Origin of the sequence: Ruminococcus champanellensis 18P13 = JCM 17042, assembly GCF_000210095.1 — a bacterium.
Lineage (GTDB): Bacteria > Bacillota > Clostridia > Oscillospirales > Ruminococcaceae > Ruminococcus_F > Ruminococcus_F champanellensis.
Genome location: NC_021039.1, coordinates 535557 through 560904, shown reverse-complemented (window position 1 = coordinate 560904; position 25348 = coordinate 535557). Strand labels below are relative to the sequence as shown.

General features: G+C 53.7%; 24 protein-coding genes. 6 read left to right on the top strand and 18 right to left on the bottom strand.

What is annotated here, in order from left to right; all coding sequences use genetic code 11:
* Positions 1-126: 126 nt before the first annotated feature.
* From RUM_RS02495 to RUM_RS02485, 3 genes are all read left to right on the top strand, one after another.
* Complete coding sequence (locus RUM_RS02495; protein WP_015557647.1) at positions 127-657, top strand: stage V sporulation T C-terminal domain-containing protein; 531 nt, start codon at positions 127-129, stop codon at positions 655-657.
* Positions 658-871: 214 nt separating this feature from the next.
* Positions 872-1591 (top strand): LytR/AlgR family response regulator transcription factor, encoded by a 720-nt coding sequence (locus RUM_RS02490; RefSeq protein WP_015557646.1) that lies wholly within the window; start codon positions 872-874, stop codon positions 1589-1591.
* Between the two features lie 53 nt (positions 1592-1644).
* Positions 1645-2973: a sensor histidine kinase gene (locus RUM_RS02485; protein ID WP_015557645.1), complete on the top strand. Its 1329-nt coding sequence runs from the start codon at positions 1645-1647 to the stop codon at positions 2971-2973.
* Positions 2974-3300: 327 nt separating this feature from the next.
* Here RUM_RS02485 and RUM_RS02480 read toward each other — a convergent pair whose 3' ends face one another.
* The 17 genes from RUM_RS02480 to RUM_RS02400 form a co-directional block, all read right to left on the bottom strand.
* Positions 3301-4020, bottom strand: coding sequence for a zinc-ribbon domain-containing protein (locus tag RUM_RS02480; RefSeq protein WP_015557644.1), 720 nt, complete (start codon positions 4018-4020; stop codon positions 3301-3303).
* A gap of 103 nt (positions 4021-4123) precedes the next feature.
* A complete protein-coding gene (locus RUM_RS11895) occupies positions 4124-5500 on the bottom strand; it encodes an NPCBM/NEW2 domain-containing protein (protein ID WP_015557643.1) in 1377 nt (458 codons plus the stop codon).
* A gap of 31 nt (positions 5501-5531) precedes the next feature.
* Positions 5532-6269, bottom strand: coding sequence for a zinc ribbon domain-containing protein (locus RUM_RS02470; protein ID WP_015557642.1), 738 nt, complete (start codon positions 6267-6269; stop codon positions 5532-5534).
* Between the two features lie 290 nt (positions 6270-6559).
* Positions 6560-6982 carry a TM2 domain-containing protein gene (locus RUM_RS02465; protein WP_015557641.1) on the bottom strand — a complete coding sequence of 141 codons (423 nt, stop codon included), beginning with the start codon at positions 6980-6982 and terminating at the stop codon, positions 6560-6562.
* Positions 6983-7002: 20 nt separating this feature from the next.
* Positions 7003-7395 (bottom strand): hypothetical protein, encoded by a 393-nt coding sequence (locus RUM_RS02460; protein ID WP_147645543.1) that lies wholly within the window; start codon positions 7393-7395, stop codon positions 7003-7005.
* A 2-nt stretch (positions 7396-7397) separates the two neighbouring features.
* Complete coding sequence (locus RUM_RS02455; protein WP_015557640.1) at positions 7398-8549, bottom strand: SPFH domain-containing protein; 1152 nt, start codon at positions 8547-8549, stop codon at positions 7398-7400.
* Positions 8550-8761: 212 nt separating this feature from the next.
* A complete protein-coding gene (locus RUM_RS02450; RefSeq protein WP_015557639.1) occupies positions 8762-9232 on the bottom strand; it encodes a S1 RNA-binding domain-containing protein in 471 nt (156 codons plus the stop codon).
* 16 nt (positions 9233-9248) lie between these two features.
* A complete protein-coding gene (locus RUM_RS02445) occupies positions 9249-9560 on the bottom strand; it encodes an FtsB family cell division protein (RefSeq protein WP_041326219.1) in 312 nt (103 codons plus the stop codon).
* A gap of 116 nt (positions 9561-9676) precedes the next feature.
* Entirely contained in the window at positions 9677-10120 is a 444-nt protein-coding gene (gene yabQ, locus RUM_RS11890) for a spore cortex biosynthesis protein YabQ (protein WP_015557638.1), read from the bottom strand.
* A gap of 4 nt (positions 10121-10124) precedes the next feature.
* On the bottom strand, positions 10125-10406 hold the full coding sequence (gene yabP, locus RUM_RS02435; RefSeq protein WP_015557637.1) for a sporulation protein YabP: 282 nt from the start codon (positions 10404-10406) through the stop codon (positions 10125-10127).
* 130 nt (positions 10407-10536) lie between these two features.
* Positions 10537-12627, bottom strand: coding sequence for a coiled-coil domain-containing protein (locus tag RUM_RS13290; protein ID WP_015557636.1), 2091 nt, complete (start codon positions 12625-12627; stop codon positions 10537-10539).
* An 18-nt stretch (positions 12628-12645) separates the two neighbouring features.
* Positions 12646-14718 (bottom strand): efflux RND transporter permease subunit, encoded by a 2073-nt coding sequence (locus RUM_RS02425; RefSeq protein WP_015557635.1) that lies wholly within the window; start codon positions 14716-14718, stop codon positions 12646-12648.
* On the bottom strand, positions 14715-15317 hold the full coding sequence (locus tag RUM_RS02420) for an HdeD family acid-resistance protein (protein ID WP_015557634.1): 603 nt from the start codon (positions 15315-15317) through the stop codon (positions 14715-14717). Before RUM_RS02420 ends, RUM_RS02425 begins: the two co-directional genes overlap by 4 nt.
* A gap of 224 nt (positions 15318-15541) precedes the next feature.
* A complete protein-coding gene (locus tag RUM_RS02415) occupies positions 15542-16111 on the bottom strand; it encodes a TetR/AcrR family transcriptional regulator (RefSeq protein WP_147645542.1) in 570 nt (189 codons plus the stop codon).
* A 12-nt stretch (positions 16112-16123) separates the two neighbouring features.
* Positions 16124-17698 carry a S1C family serine protease gene (locus RUM_RS02410; RefSeq protein ID WP_015557633.1) on the bottom strand — a complete coding sequence of 525 codons (1575 nt, stop codon included), beginning with the start codon at positions 17696-17698 and terminating at the stop codon, positions 16124-16126.
* A 4-nt stretch (positions 17699-17702) separates the two neighbouring features.
* Positions 17703-19151 carry a sensor histidine kinase gene (locus tag RUM_RS11885; protein ID WP_015557632.1) on the bottom strand — a complete coding sequence of 483 codons (1449 nt, stop codon included), beginning with the start codon at positions 19149-19151 and terminating at the stop codon, positions 17703-17705.
* A gap of 111 nt (positions 19152-19262) precedes the next feature.
* On the bottom strand, positions 19263-19961 hold the full coding sequence (locus tag RUM_RS02400) for a response regulator transcription factor (RefSeq protein WP_015557631.1): 699 nt from the start codon (positions 19959-19961) through the stop codon (positions 19263-19265).
* A 345-nt stretch (positions 19962-20306) separates the two neighbouring features.
* Between RUM_RS02400 and groES the strand changes: the two genes are divergently transcribed.
* Together groES and groL are read left to right on the top strand one after the other, a co-directional pair.
* The gene (groES, locus tag RUM_RS02395; RefSeq protein WP_015557630.1) at positions 20307-20591 is read left to right on the top strand and encodes a co-chaperone GroES; all 285 of its coding nucleotides are present in this window, start codon (positions 20307-20309) and stop codon (positions 20589-20591) included.
* Between the two features lie 31 nt (positions 20592-20622).
* A complete protein-coding gene (groL, locus tag RUM_RS02390; protein WP_015557629.1) occupies positions 20623-22251 on the top strand; it encodes a chaperonin GroEL in 1629 nt (542 codons plus the stop codon).
* Positions 22252-22379: 128 nt separating this feature from the next.
* Here the strand turns inward: groL and RUM_RS02385 are convergent, their stop codons facing one another.
* The gene (locus RUM_RS02385) at positions 22380-23720 is read right to left on the bottom strand and encodes a CCA tRNA nucleotidyltransferase (protein WP_015557628.1); all 1341 of its coding nucleotides are present in this window, start codon (positions 23718-23720) and stop codon (positions 22380-22382) included.
* Between the two features lie 188 nt (positions 23721-23908).
* Between RUM_RS02385 and RUM_RS02380 the strand changes: the two genes are divergently transcribed.
* Positions 23909-25348, top strand: coding sequence for a S1C family serine protease (locus RUM_RS02380; protein WP_015557627.1), 1440 nt, complete (start codon positions 23909-23911; stop codon positions 25346-25348).

Genomic DNA, 25348 nt, shown 5'->3' with positions numbered 1-25348 from the left:
AATGCAGAGCTGGAATCCGCCCTGTCCTCTGCCAAAAAATAACGAAGCCCTGTGGCGTGTATATTCCAATCCCACAAACAAATACTAGAACTGCAAACAAATCTATGGATTGCGAGGTATGAAGCAATGAAAGCCACAGGGATAGTCAGAAGAATCGATGATCTGGGACGGGTGGTCATCCCCAAGGAGATCCGCCGCACCATGCGGATCCGGGAGGGAGACCCTCTGGAGATCTACACCAGCAATGACGGAGAGGTCATTTTCAAAAAATATTCCGCCATCAACGAGATCGGCGAAAACGCCGCCCAGGTGGCGGAGATCATGCATAAGCTTGCAGGCTGCCCCACGGTGGTGTTTGACCGGGATCATGTGGTCGCAGTAGCAGGTGTGCCGAAAAAGGAATTCCACGAGCGGCGGGTGTCTCCGGCGCTGGAGGATCTGATGGAAAACCGGCGCAGTTATGCAGGCAAGCCGGAGCAGACCTTTTTCTCGGTGGAGGGCATCGACAAGAGCGCCATTGCCTGTCAGCCTATTTTCACCTCCGGAGATGTGACCGGGGCGGTGGCATTCCTGGGAGACGGCAAGTCCCCCTCGGAGCTGCAGGTGAGTCTGATTACGGCAGCCGCCCAGTTTCTTGGAAAGCAAATCGAAGCATAAAAACAAGCCAGGCATATGCCTGGCTTGTTTTTTTGATATGGAGTAAATCTAAGACAGGGAACAAAGAATGAAGCATGTACGCTGTGCCGCCGTTGACCAAATTCGACAAATATGCTACAATGAAAATAACGCACCCACAGGATGCAGCATCAAAACTACAGGCAACACCGCAAAGAACTTGCGGCACGTTGCCTATATACCATTGGAGCCAATCATGTATCTGATTTACGATGACGACCCGGCGCATTGTGCCCAGCTGCGCACGCTTTTGCTGTCCGATCCCAATAACACCGAGCAGGACATCCGGACAGCCTCCACGGAGGCGGATGCAATCCGGCAGTTGTCCGGGGACACCGCCGTGCTGTTCCAGGATATCCGACTGGAGCACGATGAAAACGGCATCCGCTTTGCCGAATACATCAAACAGCACTATCCCCTGTGCCTGATCGTGTTTATCACTGCCTATACCCAGTACTGGGAAAACGTGTTTTCCGTCATGCCCTCCGGCTTTATCACCAAGCCCTTTACTCCGGAAAAGGTAGCACGGGTGGTGCTGAATATCAACCACCATCTGCCCATTCTCCGACCCATGATCCATATCCGGGAAGCCGACAACAAGCTAGTTTCCCTGCCGGCGGCGGATGTGGTATTCATTGAAAATGAAAACCGCCGCACCCAGTTTTACGATGATTATTATGCAGGCAGCAAGCCGGCACCCCTGTTTTCCTCCCATTACAGCATCGCTGAAATTGAACAGTTCCTGCCTTCCTGCTTCATCCGGTGTCATGTAAGCTACTACATCAACATGAACCATATCCGGGAGCTGCGCCGGTATGAGATGATCCTCCACAACGGAAAGTCCATTCTGATCAGCCAGCGCCGCTACAAGGATGTAGAGAATGCGTTCTTCCGGTTCACATCCGACAAACTATAAAAGCAGCACCGCACATCCCTGCGCAATGCTGCCGAAAGAAAGAAGCATGATATATGGCTGCCTACATATTTTCCATTCTGTCCTGCGTGGCGGATCAGCTAACGGTACTCTTTTTCCTGCGGGAATACGGAACCTTCCGGGGGTCTTTTCTGAAAGCAAACGTCATCATCGACACCGTTCTAATCCTGGAGCATACTATCCTGGTGTTCGGCATGGGTCTTCCCCAGGGAGGGCCCATCGTTTCCACCTTTGATACCCTGTTTCTGCTGGGCAGCTGGCTGTGGCTCTGCAAGGAAAGCGTCAAAAAGAGGCTGATTCTGCTGGGGATCCTGATCGTCACCGCTCTGATCGGAGAATTGTCCATACTCGCCGTGCAATGCGGGCTTTTCGGACTCAGCATGGCGAACATGAACGGCTACACGGTGTATACTCTGGTTGGAAAGATTTTGACTTTGGACGAAATGTTCCTGATATATGTAGGCATCACCATTGTGCTGCGGCTCAAAAAGGACAGATACCGGATCCGATACCTTTGCTCCATTCTCTTTACCATAGCCGCTCACTTTGGCTTCCAGATCTGTTTTACGTATCTGGACTGGAACCATCTTACCACTGCAAAGCTGCTGTGTCTCCAGGCATTTCAGCTTTTGCTGCTGATCCTGGTGATCCAGCAGTACTTTTACTTTCTCCGACAGCACGATTTCCGGATCAAGGAGGCAGAGCTGCAGGGACTGCAGCTGGAAATGCAGAACACCTACCAGTACTACCTTCTGGCAACAGAGCAGTTTGAGGAGGCATCCCGGATCCGGCACGACTACAACAACCAGATCCAATCCATCCAGTGTATGCTGGACAATCAGCAAGTGGAGGAAGCCAGAGCATTGCTGCACAGCTGCGGCGGCAGCACCCGGGGCGCAAAGCTCATCTCCTTTTGCAGTACGCCCATCATCAACGTGGTTCTGACCATCAAGACCAACGCCGCCCGGAATCTTGGCATCGAAACCCAGTGCATCCTTCAGGACAGCCAGCGACTGGAGCTGAACAACTATGAACTGTGCGGGTTGTTTTCCAATCTGCTGGACAATGCCATTGAGGCGTGCCAGCAGTCCGGCAGCAGCTACCGCTATATCGAGATCAAGGGGAAAGCACTGGGGCAAACCTATATGCTGCGGATGGAGAACAGCTGCAAGCCCCAAAGCGATTCCGCCAAAGCACCTCAAAAAACCACCAAGCAGGAGCCGGGGCACGGCTACGGGCTGAAGATCCTGCAAAGCATCGCCCAGAGCCACGGCGGCAGATTTCAGCTGGATATCCTCCAGGAGGGTTGTGCCGTTTCTACGTTGAGTCTGCCGCTGCATGCATCCGCCACGGTCAGAGCGTAAAAATGCGGCAAATCAGTAGGTGGGGTATAAAGGCATCAGGTCTTTTTTCGATACACCGCAACAGCTCCCACAAGAATCAGAGCCATGCCAATGATACCGACCCATACCCAAGGACACTTGTCCTTACTCTCAGTAAAAACTCCATTTGGATTTGCTTCAAACACTTCTCCTTGCTTTAGCACCCTATCCAAGGCAGGTGAGATCCTTTCTCCCAGAAACTACGTAAGACGCCAAAAGCACCAGCGCAGTCAGCCACAAAATCACGCGTCTTACAGTTTGCTTTATCATAAAATCCTCCTTTTTTAAACAGATGCATTCAGCAATGCGCTATGTCTCTGATGTTTTATGCTCGTGATTGCCGATGAGACCCACAACAGTTGCAGCCACAGAACAAATCAAAGAGATTGCGATTCCCTTCCCCCTTGTAAACCGCAAATACACAAGCCCAGAAGAACCAGTTGTCATAATCGGGGATTTCCCTGTCAGATACGCTGCCAATAGAAACATGATCACAACACATGCGCACGCTGCCACAGCTGCTCCGGAATATCGATGAGATACAAGCCCCACAATGAGCCCCACAATCAGCAATATTGCGGATAGAATTTCCGAAATACAAAAGAAGACAAAGCAGGTGTGAATGGCTTTCTCATCTTTAAAGTGGAGTATTTGTTCCTCATCTTCATCCTCATTCTCAATACTCCATGCGGTTGGTCGAATCTCCTCCTCCGAAACAAACATCTGGATCACATGGGGTAAATTATATTCTCTTGCATCAAACTCCAGCTTCACATAATGGAGCTGTGCAGAAAGTCCCGGCTGCATAAGACCCAGGAACGCCGCCACAAGCAGCATCAAAGCAATTATCCCCTTGATCGGATACCCATATAGCGTTGCCTGATCGGCTGAAGCGTAGCGATGGGCAGCAGGCTCAGGTTCTGGCACAGGGGGTGTAATCTGCTGACCAACCGACTGCATGGTATAGCCGCATTTGCGGCAAAAGACCGCATCATCCGGATTTTCATTTCCACAACGCATACAAAACATATCATCGTCCTCCTTCACTTTTTCGTTTTGTGCAAACTCTCCTTTCACACGGAAGCAAGCAGTATGCCCCCATTTGCACATATGGCAGCAGGGGGCAGTAGGCTTATTCCTCGTTGTCTTCAGAAGAATCCGACGATTTGTCTGCCTCTTTTGGATTCAATTTTCCGTCATAAATGGTTGCCAATTTCGCATTTCCATTTGAATCGGGATAATAGATTTTCAAAACCTTCACACCGGAAATATCAATATTAAATGCTTCCGGGAAAGAGTCATTCTTCATTGTCGGCGAGGTATACAGTAGCTTTCCGTCTCCATATACTTCAAAATAAGCTGAATTTGAATCATTTGCAAATCCCCGCGGCACAGCAACTGTTCCGGAAAATGTCGCATATTTTCCGTTGATAAAATAATCTGCGGATCCTTCGCCATCTTGCCAAGAGACTCTCTCATACATATACAGTGCATTATGATACATATTCCCCGTATTGTCTTCCAGCGTGTCGTGCGTTGCCACATGGTTTTTACAAGACATATAATCCAGATCCACCAGGTACACCGGCAGGTGAGAACGGTATGCATCATAGGCGCCGGACAGCTTTTCATTGTCCTGCCCCAATGCATTCATTGCCTGCTTCACCACAGCGGATGCTCCCTCATAATTCTCTGCGTCAGCATCCTTGTCTGCAATTTTCAAAACATAAACAACAAATTCATCTGCAAGCTGCGTTTGCCGGTCACTCAGATCGGAGGAGTAACAAAGCGGAGTTACCTGCGCCAGGTAACCTACTGCGCCTTCATAATCAAAGGCATCAAAGTAGGACGTTAACCTGGCGTCTGCATCAGCCTTAAGTGCAGCATCATACTCTGTAACCAGCTTGTCTGCTTCTTCCTTGTCCGTATTTTTCAGCTGCTCGATCTTATAATGTGCCTCTTTAAATGCTTTCGTCTGAATCTGGGACTGAATGTCCTGAACCAGCTGCTTACTTTGTTCCGCACGGCATGCTTCTATTGTTTTCTGCGCCTCCTCATATCGAACCGTGTCCCTTTGCATGACTCCGCCAAAGTAGGCGATGGCTGCATCGTAATCCTTTTGGTCGTAATACTGCATGGCAGTGTCATAATTCTGCTTGGATTGATCGATGTAGGCAAGATCCTGCAAAAAGTCGCTGTATCCGGATGTTTCAGAAAATTCGGCATCCGATGTAAGCTGCTTGAACAAAGAAAGCTTTTCCGAATCCAGATTCCCCGCAATGTACTGATCCACCAGTTTGTCATACAGTCCGTCCATGGATTCACTGATCTCCTGATCCAGTTCTGCTTTCTTTTTGGAGGAATCAATATGATCCTCATAGTAGCTGTAGGCACCCTGCATATCCAGATCCTCTATGTAGCCGGTAAATTTGGATGCATCCGCACCGCAGGCCGTCAGCGTCAGCCCCATCAGTAAAGCGCAGCCCCAAGCCATCGTCTTCTTTTTCATAACATTCATCCTTTCTGTGTAAAAGTGTGCATTACGCACTCTGATTCTTTTTTTGCTCGCTATCGCTCATCAGGCTGAGAATGAAACCAGCAAAAGACGCCAGCCAACAAACAGCAACCCACCCATTGGCTTCAATGTACAAACTAATATAGCCTTGATATGGCGAGTTTTCATCCAACGTATCCAATATGGAAAATATGATCCAAAACGAAATGCAAGCCACCCCGACAGGAATCCAAACTTTCTTCCTGCAAATAAAGCCCAGAAACAATCCTGCGCCCAAAGCAATGGTGGCGACAATTGAAGTGATTCCTAGTAATTCCAGATTATTTTTTAATTCCATGTCCTTCTTACCGTACTTCTCCATTTTATCCGTAATAGGATTGGATTCGCCCCCTATTGTGCCTAAAAAGATCGATTCATACTGGAGACCACTGACCTTGCCCATCTCCCGTTTACGTCCATAATCACCACCCTCGTCACCATAACTAAACCAAGGCAGCAGCATTCCCAACAGCGCCACCCCAATCAGAACCAAGGCGACGATCAGCTTGGGCGGGTACACACGCCGTGCCAGCGATGGAGCAGGAACCGATGCCGGTTTGTGTGTGTGTTCGTGCCTGGGCACAGATACATGGGCGGACACAGACTCGGTTGATGGATTGGGCACCGGCGGCTTCTGCTTGCTTTTATCCCACATGTTGTAGCCGCATTTGATGCAGTAAACTGCATCCTCCGGATTCTCATTTCCACATCGTTTACAGAACATATCAATCTTCCTCCTTGTTTTGGGAATGCGCAGACTTCCCTTTTCATCATCCTATAAAAAAAGCAGAATGAAGTCAATCCATTCTGCAAAATGTACATGAATCTGCGCAAAATGTACACTTTTCAAGAAAATCAGTCCGATTCCGCCCTCAAAATCAGACTGACTGAAGAAAGCTGCAAGTCCCAAAGCAGATGCATGCATCCGAACCGGTCAGAGCATAAAAAAAGACCCACCCGCTATGCGGATGGGTCAAAAAATCCCCCGTTCCATGCCGGAGCGGGGGTTTTGCATTACTGCAATCTTACATGGTTCTTCACCTGGAAGTTGTGGTCATTGGAGCACAGATACATGATACCCTCTACCAGACCAACGATGCCGGGAATGTAAGTCCAGCAAAGCAGCAGATACAGAATACCCATACCGGTTTTGCCCAGATAGAACTTGTGAATGCCAAGACCGCCCAGCAGGATCGCCAGGAGGCCGGCGGTGATCTTGCTCTTTACCGGCCAGCTGGGATCGATGCCGTCATTGTCGCCGGTCTGTACAAAGACCTGTACCGGCTGACCGGGCTGACCGTATGCGCCCTGCTGCTGGTACTGGGGCTGAGGCTGGGGCTGCACCTGCGCAGGGGCTACTGCCTCGCCGCAATATTTACATTCTGTTGCGCCAGGTGCCAGCGGAGCGCCGCACTGGGGACAAAGATTTTCTGCCATAATAAATTTCCTCCTATAAGTTAGTCTTTTTTATTGTTTATGCCCATAACTCCGATCGGAATTACAATTGCACAATACACAAACAGCAGCAACAAGTGAAACAGGGTGTACCCTGCGGTGGCATCCGTCTTGAAGCAGAAGCCCAGATGGGTGAACTGGATCAGGGTGTAGATCACAGTGACCCCACAGACAGAAGCATAGGGGGCGGTACCCATGGCGTTTGCCAGGAATTTGCCGCCGCCGATCACCAACGCAAAGATGGCGAGATTGATGCCTGCAAAGGTGATGATCTGGGGAAAGGCGTGGTAATCCCCCACCTTCAGAACCTCCAGCAGCACAAAGAGCATAATGCCCACGAAGAATACGGAAAGGAACAGAGAAGCGATCAGTACCAGAGGACTTGCTTTTTTCATGTTCACTCACCCACCTTTCTGCCGCACTGGTTGCAGAACTTGGAGCCTGGCTCCAGGGTTGCGCCGCAGGCACAGACCGGCGGCTGCAGGGACATGCCGCATTCGGTACAGAACTTGGAGCCATCCGGCACGGCTGCACCGCATCCGGGGCAGGTCTTTCCTGCGGGCTTTGGCTCCGGCGGTGTCATGGATGCGCCGCAGCTATTGCAGAATTTCGCACCCTGCTTGTTGGCTGCGTGGCATGCAGGACAGTAGGCTGCCTCCGGGGCAGGCGCCTGCATCACGGAAGCCGCAGGCTGCACGTTTCCGGCAATGGCTGCACCGGCACCAAGTCCAATGCCCCCGGCTGCAAACGCACCGGCAACCCCGTTCTGGTTGGTGGCAGCCCCTTCGTATACGTCAAAGGAGCGCTTGGTGGCGTAGCGGGAATCGCCCATAATGTCGAACGCCGCCTTATCCTCCAGGATCTTGTTGATGGTCTCGAAATCCTCCTCCGGGAAGTTGATGGACTTCACGAAGAAGTTGATCAGCTGCATGCCGAACTTGCCGAACTCCGGCGTCAGAATCTGCTGAGTACGCTGAGAAATGCCATCCAGTTGGGCAGCGATCTCCAGAGCGGAGATCTGGTCGTGGATGATGATGTCCGCAATGATGGACTTGACCTTGGTGACCAGGATGCCCTTGTAGAAATCCAGTACCTTGGTGTACCGCACCACATCGGAGGCGTTGAGGGAACCGATCAGCTCCCGCAGGAAGCCGGCATAATCGGCGATCTTCATTCCCACCTGCCCGAAGGCACGGATCCGGAGCCGGACATGGTACTTCGGGTCAATCAACTGGATGGGGTCAGAGGTGCCCCATGCAAGATCCAGCTTGGTCACGGTATTTATGTAGTAGATCTCCGCAGAGAAGGGAGTTTTGCCACCAAATGGAAGGTTGATGATGCCCTGCAGCAGCGGCAGGTTGTTGGTGCTGAGGGTATAGGTGCCCGGGGTAAATACATCGCAAACGGCGCCGCCCTTTACGAAAATCGCTACCTGACCCTCTCCCACGATCAGTTGGGAGCCCAGGGTAATGCTGTCCTTGGGATGCTTATACACCAGCCAGTCACGGGACGCAAGTCCGCCAAACTTGATTACGTCAAGGATTGCCATAGGATCACTCCTTTTGATCAAATCAGATGATATAATTACGCAAAATATTACTGTATAGCATTATAACACGAATTTTGCCCGGATGCAAGGGGAACTGTCGGAATCCGTCGATTCAAGTGGGAAATTCAGCATTTCCACAAAAAACGGGAAATCCGGATTGTCCAAATAAGCGAAAAAGAAAAGGGAAAGCGGCGTATGCTTTCCCTTTCTGCTTATTTTCCTCTGCTGCGGGAGCCGTTCTTCCGGTCGGATCCACGCTTGAGATCACAGATCTTTTCCTCGCTGCTCTGCTTGAACCGTGCCATCATATCCTCAAAGGACAACTCCGTAATAGGGGGCTGCTTCTTGGGTTCCCACACATTGGGACGACCCCTGTCCTGTCTGGGGCGGCCGCCGTTCTGAGGACGGGACGCACCATCCCGGGGTTTCCGCTGTTCCCGCTGGGGAGGCGGACATGCCTTCTTGATGGAAAGACTGATCTTTCCGGCTTCGTTGATGCTCAGCACCTTGACCTTCACGGTCTGGTTCTCTGTCAGATGGTCTCTGATATTGCTGACGTACACGTTGGCAACTTCGGAAATATGCACCATTCCGGTCACCCCGTCCGCCAGATCCACAAATGCGCCGTAGGGTGTGATGCCCTTGACTACGCCTTCATACACTTGACCGATTTCTACCTGCATTGACTTTGCGTTCCTCCTAATTTCTGGATGTATCATAGAATCTGCGCTCATTAGGGTATGCATAATTCAGGTAATTGAGCGCATAGTTCTCCATGTAACTGTACTCATCGCTTTCCAGTTCTCTGGACAGCCGGACATTCTCTGCCTGCAGCATTGCCTTTTTCGCCTGGATCTCGGCAAGCTCCTGCTGCTTTTCTGCCAGGGTGGACTGGTTGGAGATGATCATTGCAATGCAGACGATTATGACTGCAAACACGCCCAGCCGCAGCACCAGGGAGGATAAGACCCCCTTGGGTGTTTTCTCATGATTCAGTTTATGCTTTTTCACGGCTTCTCACTTTCCTTATGTTCTTTCTTTGTTCGTCCCGTATCTTCCGGATTCGGCGCACGGTTTTCTATCTTATTCATTATACAACATTCCATTCCCTGCAATCAAGTGTTTTTTCACTTTTTTTCTGCCTTTTTCGATTTTTGGAGAGTTCCCACAAAAACCGGGATGGTTTTTTCACGGATCAGTGCATACCCCTTGACAAAGGGCAGCAGTAGCACCCGTAGGATCCGCCGCAGGATCCCCAGAATCCGGTGGATCACTCCCATGACCACCCTGCCGGCAGTCAGGTAATACACCGTAAAGCCCAGCAGATTCCCCACCGGGAAATACCACCGCAGATGCCCCCGGGCAAAGCCGAAGGAAAAGGCGGACACGAACAAAGCGTAGAGCATGCAGAACAGCAGATCCTCCAGCGCCACCAGCACCCGGTTATGGGGCAGCACCGCCCGGAGAATCCGGAACAGGTCAAAGCCTATGCCGATGGGGATGCCGAACAGACAGGAATACCAGAACAGCCGCCCCTGTTCACTGGCGGTGAAAAAGCTCTCCAGCCCCATAGGCTCACCGGAACAGCTTTCCCAGCAGGCTCAGTGGCCCCCGCTTGTCCCGTTCTCCGTAGCAAAGCGCCCACACATCCCCCTCAATGGTGACCTCCCCGGTCTCCAGGTTCATGCCGTTTACATGCAGCTGTCTGCCCTGGACGGTCAGCTCCCCCAGCTGGGTATACAGGCTGACGGTACGCTCGTCAAAGCTTTCCACATCCGTGACCCCGGTCAGCAGCAGATTTTTGCGGTTTTCCAGTATGGCGTTGTGATTGGTTCCCGTAACGGCGGCTTCCTTCATAGCATCGCTCCCTTTCTCTCATCCTCCGGATCTCCGGTTCTGTAGCATATATATGCGTTCACGGGAGAGAATATGCAGCAAAAGGCGCCCCGCTGCCAGATCCGGCAGTGGGGCGCCCGCAAAGGAGGAATCAATCTTTGGAAATTTCATCGGTCTTATAGATGAACTTAACGGAGCCCTCCATGTCCTCGCTGATGCCGCCGAAGGAGCGGTAATCTACGGACACATCGAGCATTGCCTTGAACCGGGTGATGATCCCGTTCAGATCTCCGTCCACAGCATCCACCAGCTTCTGCACGCCGCTTTCGTCAAATTCCTTCAGACCGTCGGACAGCTGCATGGAACCATCCTTCAACTGGGATACCCCATCCACCAGCGCATCCGCACCGGTCTGCAATTCCCCGATGCCGGACTTGAGCGCATCTGCGCCCTTGCTGAGGGTGGTTGCACCGGCGCTCAGCTTACTGCTGCCGGATTCCAGCTCTGCAGCGCCCTGGGCTGCGGTATCCACACCGCCGGTGTACTGGAGCACACCCTGGTAGAAGGTGTTGTAGCTGTTCAGCTGCTCCAGCAGGTTTTGCAGCTGTGCCTTGCCCTGCTTTGCGCTTGCCACTGCCTGCTGAATCTTGCCGGTAACCTCATCGGACTGCATATTCTGGTCAATGAGCTTCTGCTTCTGTGCTTCAACATTCTGGTTGATCTGGCTCTGGACAGCCTCCGTCTGCATCTGGGCATTGACAGCCGCAGCGACCTGCTGCTGCATGGCTTCCGGTACCACTCCAGCCTCTACCGCCTGCTGATACTGCTCTGCGGTCATGCTCTGACCGGCTGCTGCCAGTACGCCCTCCAGCACCTTGCTCTGTACCGCTGCGGTGACTCCGGTGCGGATCTCCGGCTCCTTGGCGTTGACCGCTGCGGTCACCTGCTTGAGGGCGGTGTTGTATGCCAGCTTCTGTACCGCATCGCTGTCCAGGGAAGCGATGACCTTGTTCAGCACGGTCTGATAGTTGCTGACGGTGAGCTTATCTGCCTGTAAGCCTGCGGCTGCAATCTGGGTATCCGCTGTGGACAGCAGGGTGTCAAACACCTGCTTTGCGCCGCCGTTCAGGGTTGCGCTGTTGCCGCTGAGGGTATCCAGTCCGTCCGCCAGCTGAGATGCGCCGCTGTTCAGATCCTTTGCGCCGCTTTCCAGCTGGGATGCACCGGAGGCAAGCTCCTTGGCGCCGGTTGCCAGCCGGTCAATGCCCGTAATGAGGGTGTCGGACTTGCTCAACAGGGTGGACAGACCGTCATACAGCTGGGAGGAACCGTCCAGCAGCTGCTTCATGGCGCTGGTCAGATCGTCCATCGCATCCGTCAGATCGTCGTACTGATCCAGACCGGAGGTGTCAATGTTGTTGAATACTTCATTGCTTGCAACGGTCATGGTAGTTGCCAGGGAGAAATCCGTTACATCTGCGGTGATCTCCACATAATCCGGAATGGTCAGCGTGTCCTTGTCCAGCTGCAGGCTGTCCTGCATGCCCGGCAGAGCGATGCCTGCAATCACGGTGTGATCCCCGTCATTGATGAGCTTGCCGTTGGATACCTCCACGTTCCGGAAGTTGTCGTTGTCCACGATCATACCGGTCAGCATCACAAAGGGCACATAGATCTTCTCGTCCTTGCCGTCGATCTTCACGGTTTCATACTGGTTGTTCTTGTAGTCGAACCGGATGGTGACCTTGCCGCTCTTTCCTGCAAGATCCTCTGCGGAAATGGGGTTGCCGTCCAGCTGATAGCTGACCTTGAGGGATACCGGCAGATCCTTTTCAATGCTGCCCTGGTAGTAGATATCACCGCCGGCTGCATCCCAGATCCGGGCATTGTCCCCGTTCATGGTGTAGCCCTGCTCCCCCTTGACGTTGGTCACATCCTTCAGCTCTGTGCTGTCGTCCAGGGAGCTGCTGCCGGCTGTATTCTTGATCCAGTCGCTGACGATGATCTTCTTGGCACTGCCGTCCGCCCCGGCGATCACATACACGGTCTCGTCCTTGGAGGCGGTCTTGCTGGTGTCGGATGTCTTTTGTGTATCCACCGTCTGGGTGACAGCGGCGGTCAGTTGGGATTCTCCGCTCTTTTCCCCGGCGGCATACGCCAGCATGCCGATGCAGCTGCACGCCATGGCGGCGCACAGGGTCAGGGAAACGGTTTTGGCTGTAATCTTTTTATTGGATTTCATAACGCATACCTCCGGAGCTTAATGATTCTTCGGCAGAAAGCCGATGGTGGTTTTGCTGATGATCTTATCGAACAGCATGAACATAGCCGGCAGGATCAGGATGACGCAGAGCATACTGATGATTGCGCCTCTTGCCATCAGCGTACACAGGGAGCTGATGATATCCACGTCGGAGTAAACCGCAACGCCGAAGGTGGAAGCAAACAGCCCCAGGGCGCTGACGATAATGGAAGGAATGGACATGCTCAGTGCATCGGAAACCGCTTCCCGTTTGTCCATGCCATCAAACCGGTTCTTCTTGTACCGGGTGGTCATAAGGATCGCATAGTCCACCGTTGCGCCCAGCTGAATGGTACTGATGCAGATGGGGGCGATAAACGGCAGGGATGTATTGGTCAGATAGGGGATGCCCAGGTTGATGAAGATGGACAGCTCGATGACTGCCACCAGGATCACCGGCAGGGAAATGCTCTTTTCCACAAAGAGAATGATCAGGAAGATCGCCAGGATGGAAATGGTGTTGACCACCTTGAAGTCCCGGTCGGTGATGTCGATCATATCCTTGGTGCAGGGCGCCTCGCCGATGAGCATCCCCTTCTGGTCGTACTGCTTGATGATGCTGTTCAACTGTTCGATCTGATTGTTCACCGCATCGCTTGCAGTGGTGTATTCCGAGTTGATGAGCATCAGCTCCCAGTTGTCGCTTTCCAGAATGCTCCGGATGGAATCCGGGATCATATCCTGGGGCACCAGAGAGCCCACCACGGATTCCATGCCAAGCACATACTTGACGCCGTCCACCTGTTCAAGCTCCTTGGTCATCTGCTTGACCTGCTTTGGCTCCAGGGAGGCATCCACCAGCAGCATGTGGGTGGAGCCAACATTGAAGGTATCCTTCAGCTTGGTGTTGGCAATGACGTAATCCATATCCTCCGGCAGGGTAGCGCCCAGGTCGTAGTACACAGCGTCATTGGTCTTGGAGTATGCGTAGTACGCCGGCACAATGGCAATGGCGAACACTGCAAGGAATACGGGGAAGATCCTGGTCAGACCCTTTGCCGCCTTGTTCATACTGGGCAGCAGGGCACGGTGCCGGGTCTTTTCAATGGGCTTATCCAGCACCAGGATCAAAGCCGGCAGAGTAGTAACGCATCCGATCACGCCCAGGATTACGCCCTTCGCCATGACGATGCCAAGATCCATGCCCAGAGTAAAGGTCATGAAGCACAGAGCGATGAACCCGGCAATGGTGGTGATGGAACTGCCGATGACGGAGGTAAAGGTTTCGTGGATGGCAGTTGCCATTGCGCTGTACTGATCCCCCTGGAGCTTTCGCTGCTCACAGTAGCTGTGCCACAGGAAGATGGAGTAGTCCATGGTGACTGCCAGTTGCAATACCGCCGACAGCGCCTTGGTCAGATAGGAGATCTCTCCTAAGAAGTAGTTGGTGCCCATGTTGATCAGAATCGCTGCACCGATGCTGGACAGGAACAGAAACGGAATGATCCAGCTGTCCATGAACAGCATCATAACGATGCACGCCATGACCACCGCAAGCGCTACATAAATGGGCTCCTCGTTTTCGCAAAGCTCCTTCAGATCTGTAACCATGGCGCTCATGCCGGAAACGAAGCACTGCTTGCCGGCAATGTCCCGGATGGAGGCAATTGCCTGCATGGTTTCGTCGGCGGAGGTGGAGGTGTCGAAGAACACGGCAATCATGGTGCAGTCCCCGGCGTTGAATGCGTCATACACCTTCTGGGGCAGCATTTCCATGGGAACGGAAATGTCCAGCAGACTGTCGTACCAGAGCACCGTATCCACATGCTCTACCGTCCGGAGCTGTTCCTCCAGCTTCACAATGTCCTTGGCGGGCATATCCTCCACGATTAAAAAGGAGAATGCGCCCTTTCCGAACTCATCCATCAGAATATCCTGACCGGTGGTGGTGTCCATATCATCCGGCAGATAATTCAGCATATCGTAATTGATCCGGGTCGCCATCATACCCAGCACCGAAGGCACCAGGAGCACCAGCGTAATGATCAGAATCAGCACCCGGTGCTTGACAACCGCTTGTCCCAGTTTCATAAATCATCTTCCCCCTTTATTTCTGCATGGGTCTCGATCACGTCAACCTTGCCCTGCTTCTGGATCTTCACTGCATACACTGCAACCAGAAGATTCAGAACACCCTCCAGCAGTGCGGTAATGCCGATCAGCCGCATAATAAGCTTTGCCCCGTCAAAGGGGTTCAGCACCAGCAGCACCCCACAGACACCGGTCAGCAGGGATGTCAGCCCGATGACCCACCAGTTGGAGATGCCGAAGCGTTTGGCATCAAAAGCGGTTTGCAGCTTGAACATGCTGTCGGTGAGCACCACGATGCCGATCAGGAAATGCACGAAGGTGGTAAAGCCCACCGGATTGCACAGCAGGATCAGCCCCAGCAGCAGGCACAGCAGCCCCAGCGCCAGATCGAACTGAAACGCCAGCCGGTACAGATCCTTGGAAAAATACCCGATGATCTTGATGATGCCGCACACAGTCAGCAGACCGCCTGCCGCCATGCACAGGAGCTTTACAGAGGTGCCCGGCAGGAAAATCAAAAGCAGTCCCGCTGCGCACCAGAGCATGGAGGTTGCAATGTAACCGGACTTTGCTGCCCGGATCCAACCTGTTCCTTTCATAGGATCACTTCCCTTCACTGTCCTTATTGTACCCCCGGCGGCGGAAAATGAAAACGGATAATAAAAAAGCGGTGCATAAAATTTATGCACCGCCCGGAAATTATCTGATTTTTGGACACATCGCCCGATTTGTCTAACAAACGCCGGTTTTTCGGCATTTCGTCGCAGCCGCATGCACAGAATTTCATGCGCACACGCCGTATTTTTATGCACAACACACATGCTTATGTATGCCGCTGCTGCTTCTCCACTTTTTTCAGGGACGCCCGGATGTTCCCCTCCAGCATGACTCCCAGTCTGCCGATGATCTCCTCCGGGTCGTATTTCATACCGTTTGCCAGCCAGTCCAGGATCATGCCCACCAATGCCGCCTTATAAAAGCTTGCAATCAGCTTTTTGTCCGACGCATCACAGGCAATGTCCCGGGCAATGGTATCCACAAACCGGTACATAATGTCCCAGGTAATGTCGTTCAGATACCGCTCGAAGATCTCCCGGCTCACGGAGTTGTAAATGTGGTAGATCAGCCGCTTGTTGGACAGGGCAAACTGGGCGGCGGCAATAAACCCCTCCTCCCAGGAGTGCACATCCCTGTGCAGGGACAGCGCCCGGTTGGTCTCATCCTCCAGGATCCTGGTCACCAGGGTGGGAATATCGTCAAAATGGTAGTAGAATGTGTTGCGGTTGATGCCGCAGTCCTCCACAATGTCCTTGACCGTGATCTTGTCAAGGGGCTTTGCGTTCAACAGCTTGATGAAGGAATCCATAATTGCCTTTTCGGTAAATGACGCCACTGCAGCCTCCTCTTAAAAGTCTCCCGACCTGTCTTCCATCAACTGGAAACTGATCTCAAAATCCTCATAGTCTGACTGACTGCTGCCGTACCGGCGGCACTTGGCAGTCACCGTATCTCCGGGGCCACGACCCTCCAGCGCAACGGACAGGGAATCGTAGTCATAGACCTCCTTGCCGTTGACGGCGTAAATGAAATCCCCGGTGCGCAGCGCCGTGCTTGCCACCGAGCAGTCTCCGGAAATCCCCTCGATCCAGATGCCCTGGAAATCCTCCGGGATCTCATAGCCCTCCTGCTTTTCAAAGAGCCGTTGTGTATAAGTGTCCTCCGAGCTGTAGAAGGTGATACCGATCCGGTATCTGCCGGCAATATAGCCGTTCTGGATCAGCTCCTCAATAATGGGCAGCGCCTCGTTGATGGTAATGGCAAAGCCCAGTCCCTCATAGCTGGAGCTGACATACTTGGAGGAGGTAATGCCGATGACCTGCCCGAACATATTCACCAGTGCGCCGCCGGAATTGCCGGGACTGATGGCGGCGTTGGTCTGGATACAGGTCATTTCATAGCCGGTGCTGTCCGCCCGGATCTTCCGGTTCAGCCCGGACACGATGCCGTTGGTGAGGGTGCCGGACAGCCCTGCCGGATTGCCGATGGCGACCACCTCTTCTCCCAGCACAGTTTCGTTGGAATCTCCCAGCACAGCTACTGTCAGATCCGCTGCATCGATCTTCAGCACTGCAATGTCCGTCTTGGCATCCCTGCCCACCAGCTTTGCCGGGTGGGGGGAATCATCGTCCAGATGCACCACATAGGTTTTTGCGCCGTTGAGCACATGCTCATTGGTCACAATATATCCATCCTCGGAAATAATGATGCCAGAGCCACTGCCGATCACCAGAGAGTCCACCTCCCCGTAGGTGTAGATCTCCACGATGCTGGGGCGCACCGCCTGGGCAATACCCTCTACGGTATATCTGCCCGTATCGTCCTTATAATTCTCCGGTACATCCGGCTTTTTCTGGGTGCCGATGCTGATATGGACTCCGCCAGGGTCGGACTGCATCGCCCCATGGGACAGATCCCGCACTATACAGTACACGGAAAAGCCCAGGATCAGCACAAAACCCACAATGGCGGCAATCAGCATGGCACGGTTGATCCGTGCCGGAGAAGGCTCTGCCGGCGCAGGCTCCGGAGCGAACCGGGGCGGCGTGCCGTAGTATCCCTGGGCATAGCCCTGCTGCCCGTAGGGCTGTTGATTCTGATAGGTACGCTGATACCCCTGCCCATAGGGCTGTTGATTCTGATAGGCACGCTGATATCCCTGCCCATAGGGCTGCTGATTCTGATAAGTACTCTGATATCCCTGCCCATAGGGCTGCTGATTCTGGTAGGTACGCTGATATCCCTGCCCATAGGGCTGCTGATTCTGATAGGTACTCTGATATCCCTGCCCATAGGGCTGCTGATATCCGGACTGACTGTCGGGACTGGTCTGGTTCTGTGCCGGCGTCCCGGCAGCGGCAGGCTCCTGAGCAGGGGATGCCTCCGGCTGGCTGCCACTGTGTTCGTACTGGTTTTCTTCCATGTTCCTAATCCTTTCGTTCCTTGGGGGGCAGCTGCTTTTTCCCCTTCACGGGCAGCGTGATCACAAATTCCGTATAGTCCCCCTTCACGCTCTTTACCATAATATTGCCGTTGTGGAGCCGGATGATACGACTGACAATGGACAGCCCCAACCCCACCCCGGTGGTATCCTTGCTCCGGGATTCATCGGTCTTGTAGAACCGGTTGAACACGTTGGAAAGCTCCTCCTCGCTGAGACCCTCTCCCGTGTTGCGGATCACCACCTGGCACTGCTCTCCCTGGGGCATCACTGAAAAGGTCAGCTCCCCGTTCCTGGGAGTGAATTTTACCGCATTTTCGATCAGATTGTAGAATACCTGCTGCATCAGATCCTTATCCGCCTGCACCTCCGCCCGGGGACAGTCCTCCAGACCGCAGACCTGGATCTGCCGGGCTTCGATCTTCTGCTCAAACATAAATAACGTGGAAATCAGCAGACCGGTCAGTTCCACCGGCACCAGCTTCAGCTCCATGCCCCCCTCCTCAAACTTGGAGATGTTCAGCATGGAGCTGACCAGCCGGGACAGGCGCTTCACCTCTCCCGAGATCCGCCGCAGATAGCCCTGCTGCTGCTCCGGAGGAATGGTACCATCCAGAATTCCGTCCACAAAGCCACTAATCGTGGTCATAGGGGTGCGCAGCTCGTGGGACACGTTGGACACGAAGCTTTTCCGGTTCTTTTCGTTGGAATCGATAAAGTCCGCCATCCGCCCCATGGTCATGGCAAGATAGGTCAGCTCTCCTGCGTCCGCCACATCCGGCTTGAAGGAAAAATCCCCGTCCGCATAGCGTTCTGCGGCCTTGGTGATCTCCTTCACCGGTTTCAGCATATGCCGGGTATTGAAGTAAAAGACGATGGCTGCAAGAACCGTCACTGCCATCAGACCGATCACCAGCACGAAGAACAGCTCCTTGGAAAAGCTGGTCAACTGCTCCGCCGGATACACCAACGCCAGATATGCCCCATGCTCCTGATCCGTATCATACAACTGGAAATGCTCAATATAGCACACGCTAAGCTCCTGGGTCAGACCCGTGAACTGATTGACCTGGAAGGTGGGTTTGCGCTGCACGGAGTTCATCAGAGAGTCACTGAGCCGGATAGAGCCGTCCGCATAATCCGAGCGCAGCAGACACGCCCCGTTTTCGTCAAACAGATAACAGGATACATTATAGGTCAGAGCATAGTAGGAAAACTGGGAGTGGATCTGGGGGGTATCCACATTGCCGTACCGGCTGTAATTTTCCCGGGTCTCCGTGATCATCAGATGCGCCATATTGGCTGCCTGCTCCCGCTTTTCATCCTCATACCTGCCATCCGCCCACAGAAGCACCAGGCTTCCCAGCAGGGCGGCAAAGAAAAAGGTAATGATCGTCCCCAGGTAGAAATACCGGGAGAAAATGCTTTTCTTCATTGCATCAACCGCCTATGCTCTTTCCATGTCCAAAGGGAAATGAACACCGCACAAAGCACACCCAATGGCTTTGTACGTCCATTCGGCACACACGCTTTGTGCGGTGTTTCCTTAGTCTTCTTCGTCCGTCTCAAATTTATAGCCTACGCCCCAGACGGTTTTCAGCTCCCACTTGTCCGAAACACCCTCCAGCTTTTCACGCAGACGCTTGATGTGTACGTCAATGGTACGGGAATCTCCGTAGTACTCAAAGCCCCATACCTCATCCAGAAGCTGATCCCGGGTGTATACCCGGTTGGGGTTGGATGCCAGGTAGAACAGCAGCTCCAGCTCCTTGGGGGGAGCGTCCACAACCTTGCCGTCCACCTTCAGCTCATACCGGGTCATGTTCACAGAAAGCTTGTCATAGCGAACCTCCCGGACCTCCATTTCCGCCGGAGACTGACCGGTACGGCGCACCACCGCCTTGATCCGGGCGATGACCTCCTTGCTGTCAAAGGGCTTGACGATATAGTCGTCCGCCCCAAGCTCCAGACCCAGTACCTTATCAAAGGTATCGCTCTTGGCGGTGATCATCAGGATCGGGATATTGGACTTTTTCCGGATCTCCCGGCAGACCTGCCAGCCGTCCAGTCCGGGAAGCATCACGTCCAGCAGAACGATGTCCGGCTTTAAGGCGTTGAACTTGACCACAGCTTCCTCCCCGTCGTGGGACAGGATCACGCTGTAGCCCTCCTTCTCCAGGTAGAGCCGCAGCAGGTCGCAGATATTTTTATCATCATCCACAATTAAAACTTTATCCAGTGCCATATTTTCCTCTTTTCCGCACAATTCGTGCTTCGGGATTCCTTTTTATTATACAATATATAACGCAATTCATATACGCATAAATTGTGTCTGATATATGAACAAATCGTAAACAGTCCCATAGAGATTGGCAAATACCTTAAGATGCCAAAAGTATGTATTTGTACATTCTGCACAATATAATTTATTTATCTTCGTGTACACTGTGAAATCCTACAAAAATAATAGAAATGCGCAAAAACCCCTTGATTTTTTATAGGAAGTTGGTAAAATAGGTATTAGCACTCGGACAGTTGGAGTGCTAACATAACGCAAGCGCAAGTACAGCAAGTACAGGAGGAATGAACAATGACTATTAAACCATTGGCAGACAGAGTTGTCATTAAAATGATGGAAGCAGAGGAAACCACCAAGGGCGGCATCATTCTTGCAGCGTCCGCACAGGAAAAGCCTCAGGTTGCTGAGATCGTAGCAGTCGGCTCCGGCGGCGTGGTAGACGGCAAGGAAGTAAAAATGTACTTGAAGGTGGGCGACAAGGTGCTGCTGAGCAAGTATGCAGGCACCGAGGTCAAGCTGGACGGAGAGGATTACACCATTCTGCGTCAGAGCGACATTCTCGCAATTGTAGAATAAATCAGATCATACCAAAAGGAGATTGAGGAACATGGCTAAGCAGATCAAGTACGGCGAAGAAGCAAGAAAGGCACTCCAGGCAGGCATCGACAGCCTGGCGGATACGGTCAAGATCACACTGGGCCCCAAGGGCAGAAACGTGGTTCTGGACAAGAAGTTCGGCGCTCCGCTGATCACCAATGACGGCGTGACCATTGCAAAGGAGGTCGAGCTGGAGGATCCCTTTGAGAACATGGGCGCACAACTGGTCAAGGAGGTTGCAACCAAGACCAATGACGCTGCCGGCGACGGCACTACCACTGCCACCCTGCTGGCACAGGCAATGGTTCGGGAAGGCATGAAGAACATTGCAGCAGGCGCAAATCCTATGATCGTCAAGAAGGGCATCCAGAAGGCTGTTGACGCAGCAGTCAACGCCATCAAGGCAAACTCCAAGCCGGTAGAGGGCAGCGCAGACATCGCAAGAGTCGGCACCGTATCCTCCGCAGACGAGAACGTGGGCAAGCTGATTGCCGAGGCAATGGAGAAGGTTTCCACCGATGGCGTCATCACCCTGGAGGAAAGCAAGACCGCAGAAACCTACAGCGAGGTCGTTGAGGGCATGCAGTTTGACCGGGGCTACATCTCCCCCTATATGGTCACTGACGCTGACAAGATGGAAGCAGTTTACGACGACGCTTACATTCTGATTACCGATAAGAAGATTTCCTCCATCCAGGAGATCCTGCCTCTGCTGGAGCAGGTCGTACAGGCTGGCAAGAAGCTGGTCATCATTGCGGAGGATATGGAGGGCGAAGCGCTCACCACCATCATCCTCAACAACCTGAGAGGCACCTTCAAGTGTGCTGCTGTCAAGGCACCGGGCTTTGGCGACAGAAGAAAGGAAATGCTGAAGGATATCGCCATCCTCACCGGCGGCGAGGTCATCACCTCCGAGCTGGGTCTGGAGCTGAAGGATACCACCATTGCACAGCTTGGCCGTGCAAAGCAGGTAGTCATCCAGAAGGAGAACACCATCATCGTGGACGGCGCAGGGGCATCCGAGGAGATCAAGGCGCGCATCAGCCAGATCCGCAGCCAGATCGAGACTACAACCTCCGACTTTGACAAGGAAAAGCTCCAGGAGCGTCTGGCAAAGCTGTCCGGCGGCGTAGCTGTCATCAAGGTGGGCGCTGCAACCGAGATCGAGATGAAGGAAAAGAAGCTGAGAATCGAAGACGCTCTGGCTGCTACCAAGGCTGCTGTTGAGGAAGGCATCGTTGCCGGCGGCGGCACAGCCCTCATCAATGCGATTCCGGCAGTGGAAAAGCTGCTGCCCAGCCTGGACGGGGACGAAAAGACCGGTGCAAAGATCATCCTCAAGGCACTGGAGGAACCGGTTCGCCAGATCGCACGGAATGCCGGTCTGGAAGGCAGCGTCATCATCGACAAGATCCGCCGCTCCAGAAAGGTTGGCTACGGCTTTGACGCATACAACGAAACCTATGTAGATATGATCCCTGCCGGCATCGTAGATCCCACAAAGGTGACCCGTTCCGCATTGCAGAATGCAGCATCCGTTGCAGCAATGGTTCTGACCACCGAGAGTCTGGTTGCAGACATCAAGGAGGAGAATGCAGCAGCTGCTCCCGCAATGCCCGCAGGCGGCATGGGCTTCTAAGTCCGCTGTCTCACCTCATAAGCATCATAAAACCGCCTTCGGCAACGCAAATGCCGGAGGCGGTTTTTGTTTGGGGACTGTACTATGCGCCGAACATTTCCGCAGGATATGGAGCATTCCACCATGGTTCAGAAGCCTGCTTGCAGCTCCCGCAGGCACACCTGCGCCAGCTCCAGTAGCTGCGCCCGGTCATTGCTTGCCCGTTCCGCCACCACTGCGTCCAGCAGCATTTGCAAAACCTGTCCGATCTGCCTGCCCTGCGCTCCGATGGCTACCAGATCCCTGCCGTTCACCGCTAACTGCTTTAAGGTCAGGCACACCCCTGCATCCAGCAGGGCTCTGGCGTAATCCGCCGCCTCCAGCAACCCCGGCAGCTCCTCCAGGCAAAAGGGCTGCTTGGCAGAATTGTCCGCACACATCACATCAATGAGCCGGAAGAACTGCTCTGCCCCCAATCTGGACAACGCATGCCGGACGGAAGCCCGACTCCGCAGCTTTTCCGCATGCCAGGCGATCAGCTCCGTGACCTGTTCACAGGTGTGCTTGTCATACCGGAGCCGGGGCAGGATCTTTGCCGCCAGAACTGCACCTTTTGGGGCATGCCCCTTGAAATGCCCGGTGCCGTCCGGATCCAGGGTAAAGCAGTCCGGCTTTCCCACATCATGCAGCAGCATGGTGAGCCGCAGCAGGGGATCCCTGGGCGCCGCTCCCACCGTATGGGCAACGTGGGTCCACACATCGTAACAGTGATACCGGCTGTGCTGGGCAAAGCCAAGACAGGGGGCAAGCTCCGGAATGGGCACAAACACCACATCCCCGTACCGGCACAGAATTTCCGTCACATGCTCCCCCATCAGCAGCTTATCCAGTTCTGACCGGATCCGCTCGGCGGAAACCAGCTCCAGCCGCTGTTTCATGCTGTGTACGGCGGCGGCAGTTTCCGGCTCCACGGCAAAGCCCAGCACGGAGGCAAACCGGACGCACCGAAGAATCCGCAAAGCGTCCTCCGTAAAGCGGCGTTCCGGCTCCCCCACGCAGCGGAGTATACCCCGTTTCAGGTCATCCCGCCCGCCAAAGGGATCCGTCAGACCCAGCCGGGGGTGGTATGCCATAGCATTGACGGTGAAATCCCGGCGGGCAAGATCCTCCTCCAGGGTGGGGGTGAAGCGCACCGAGTCCGGGTGCCGTCCGTCGGAATAGGTGCCGTCCACCCGGTAGGTGGTGCATTCCAGGGACATGCCCTCCAGCAAAATGGTAAGGGTGCCGTGGGCAATGCCGGTTTCAATGGTGCGGCAGGATGCAAATACCTGCTGCATCTGCTCCGGCAGGGCGTTGGTGGTCAGATCATAATCCGACGGGGTACGCCCCAGCAGCATGTCCCGGACGCATCCTCCCACAATGTGGCAGGCATAGCCCGCCTGCTCCAGCAGCTCCATGGCGGTCAGCACCTGGGGCGGCAGTGTGTGCATCCGAATCCCTCCTTCCCTGATTTTCATCTGTTTCTATTGTACAATACTTCTGTGAAAGAATCAACCCCGCAATTTAACCGCCTTTTTGGTTGGCTATCATACAATTTTCACATTTCGGCGTATAATTAGAACCATAGAAACAAGAACAACACCTCCAGCCGGAGGTTACGATAGAAAGGATGAGAATCATGTTTGAACACAATCACGAAAACGGCAAGGATAACATGAACAACGCACAAAACCAGGGCTTCAACGAAACGCCTCTGGATCAGGAACCGGTTTACAACAGCTACAGCGCAATGCGCAATGACGAGCCGGGCAGCTATCAGCAGAGTTATTACAGCCAGCCCCAGCAGAGCATACCGGGGGACAGCAAGCCCCCGAAAAAGCGTCGTATTCTCCCCAAGGTGGCAGCAGCCGTAGCCGGCGTTATGGTGGTGTCCTTCGCCTCCATCCAGTGCTATCGGTTCATTGACGGCAACGAGACTCTGAGTGCGTTCTTTGCCTCCACCAATTCCGGAGTGTCCCTGACGGACTCCTCCAAGGCAGACAGCTCCTCCGCAGCAGACAGCAGTCTTGCGGACGACGGAAAGAACTGGATGAACCTCGCCGCATCCACCGGTACCCTTTCTACCACAGAGGTGGTTGACAAGGTAATGCCCTCCGTGGTGGGCGTAGCCTCCACCTTCAGCTATCAGTCCAGCGGCTTCGGCGGCTGGTTCGGGGCAGGTCAAAGCCAGGAGCAGAACGTATCCGGCACCGGTACCGGTATCATCATGTCGGCGGACGGCTATATCATCACCAACGCCCATGTGATCTATGAGTCTGACTACGGCGGGAAGGCAAGCAAGGTTTCCGTGGTACTGAGCAGCGATTCCGGCTATGACCAGACCGAATATGAAGCCACCATCGTGGGCTATGACGTGGAGGCGGATCTGGCGGTACTGAAGATCGACGCCAAGGACCTGGTTCCGGCGGAATTCGGCGACAGCGACAAGCTGAAGGTAGGCGAGCTTGCCATTGCCATCGGCAACCCCCTGGGCTTTGAGCTGTTCGGCTCCGTTACCTGCGGCATCATCTCCGCACTGAACCGGGAGGTCACCATCAGCGAAAATACCATGAATCTGATCCAGACGGATGCTGCCATCAACTCCGGCAACTCCGGCGGCCCCCTCATCAACAGCAGCGGTCAGGTCATCGGCATCAACTCTGCAAAGCTGTCCTCCAATTACTCCAACACCACCATTGAGGGTCTGGGCTTTGCGATCCCCATCACCGAGGCAAAGGCTATCATCAATGATCTGATTAACTTCGGCTATGTGACCGGTAAGCCCCAGATCGGCATCGGCGCAGCAGATGTCAGCGAGACCCAGTCCAGAATGTACAACATTCCGGTGGGCGTGTATGTGTCCGAGATCTATGAGGGCGGCGCTGCTGACCAGGGCGGCATCAAGAAGGGCGATGTAATCATCGCAGTAAACGGCGAGACCATCAAGACCTACGAAGAACTGAACGGCATCAAGAACAAGTTCAAGGCAGGCGATAAGATCACCCTGACCGTAACCCGTGGGGATCAGGATCTGGATATCGAGATCGTCCTCCAGGAGAAAAAGCCCACTGCGGACTAA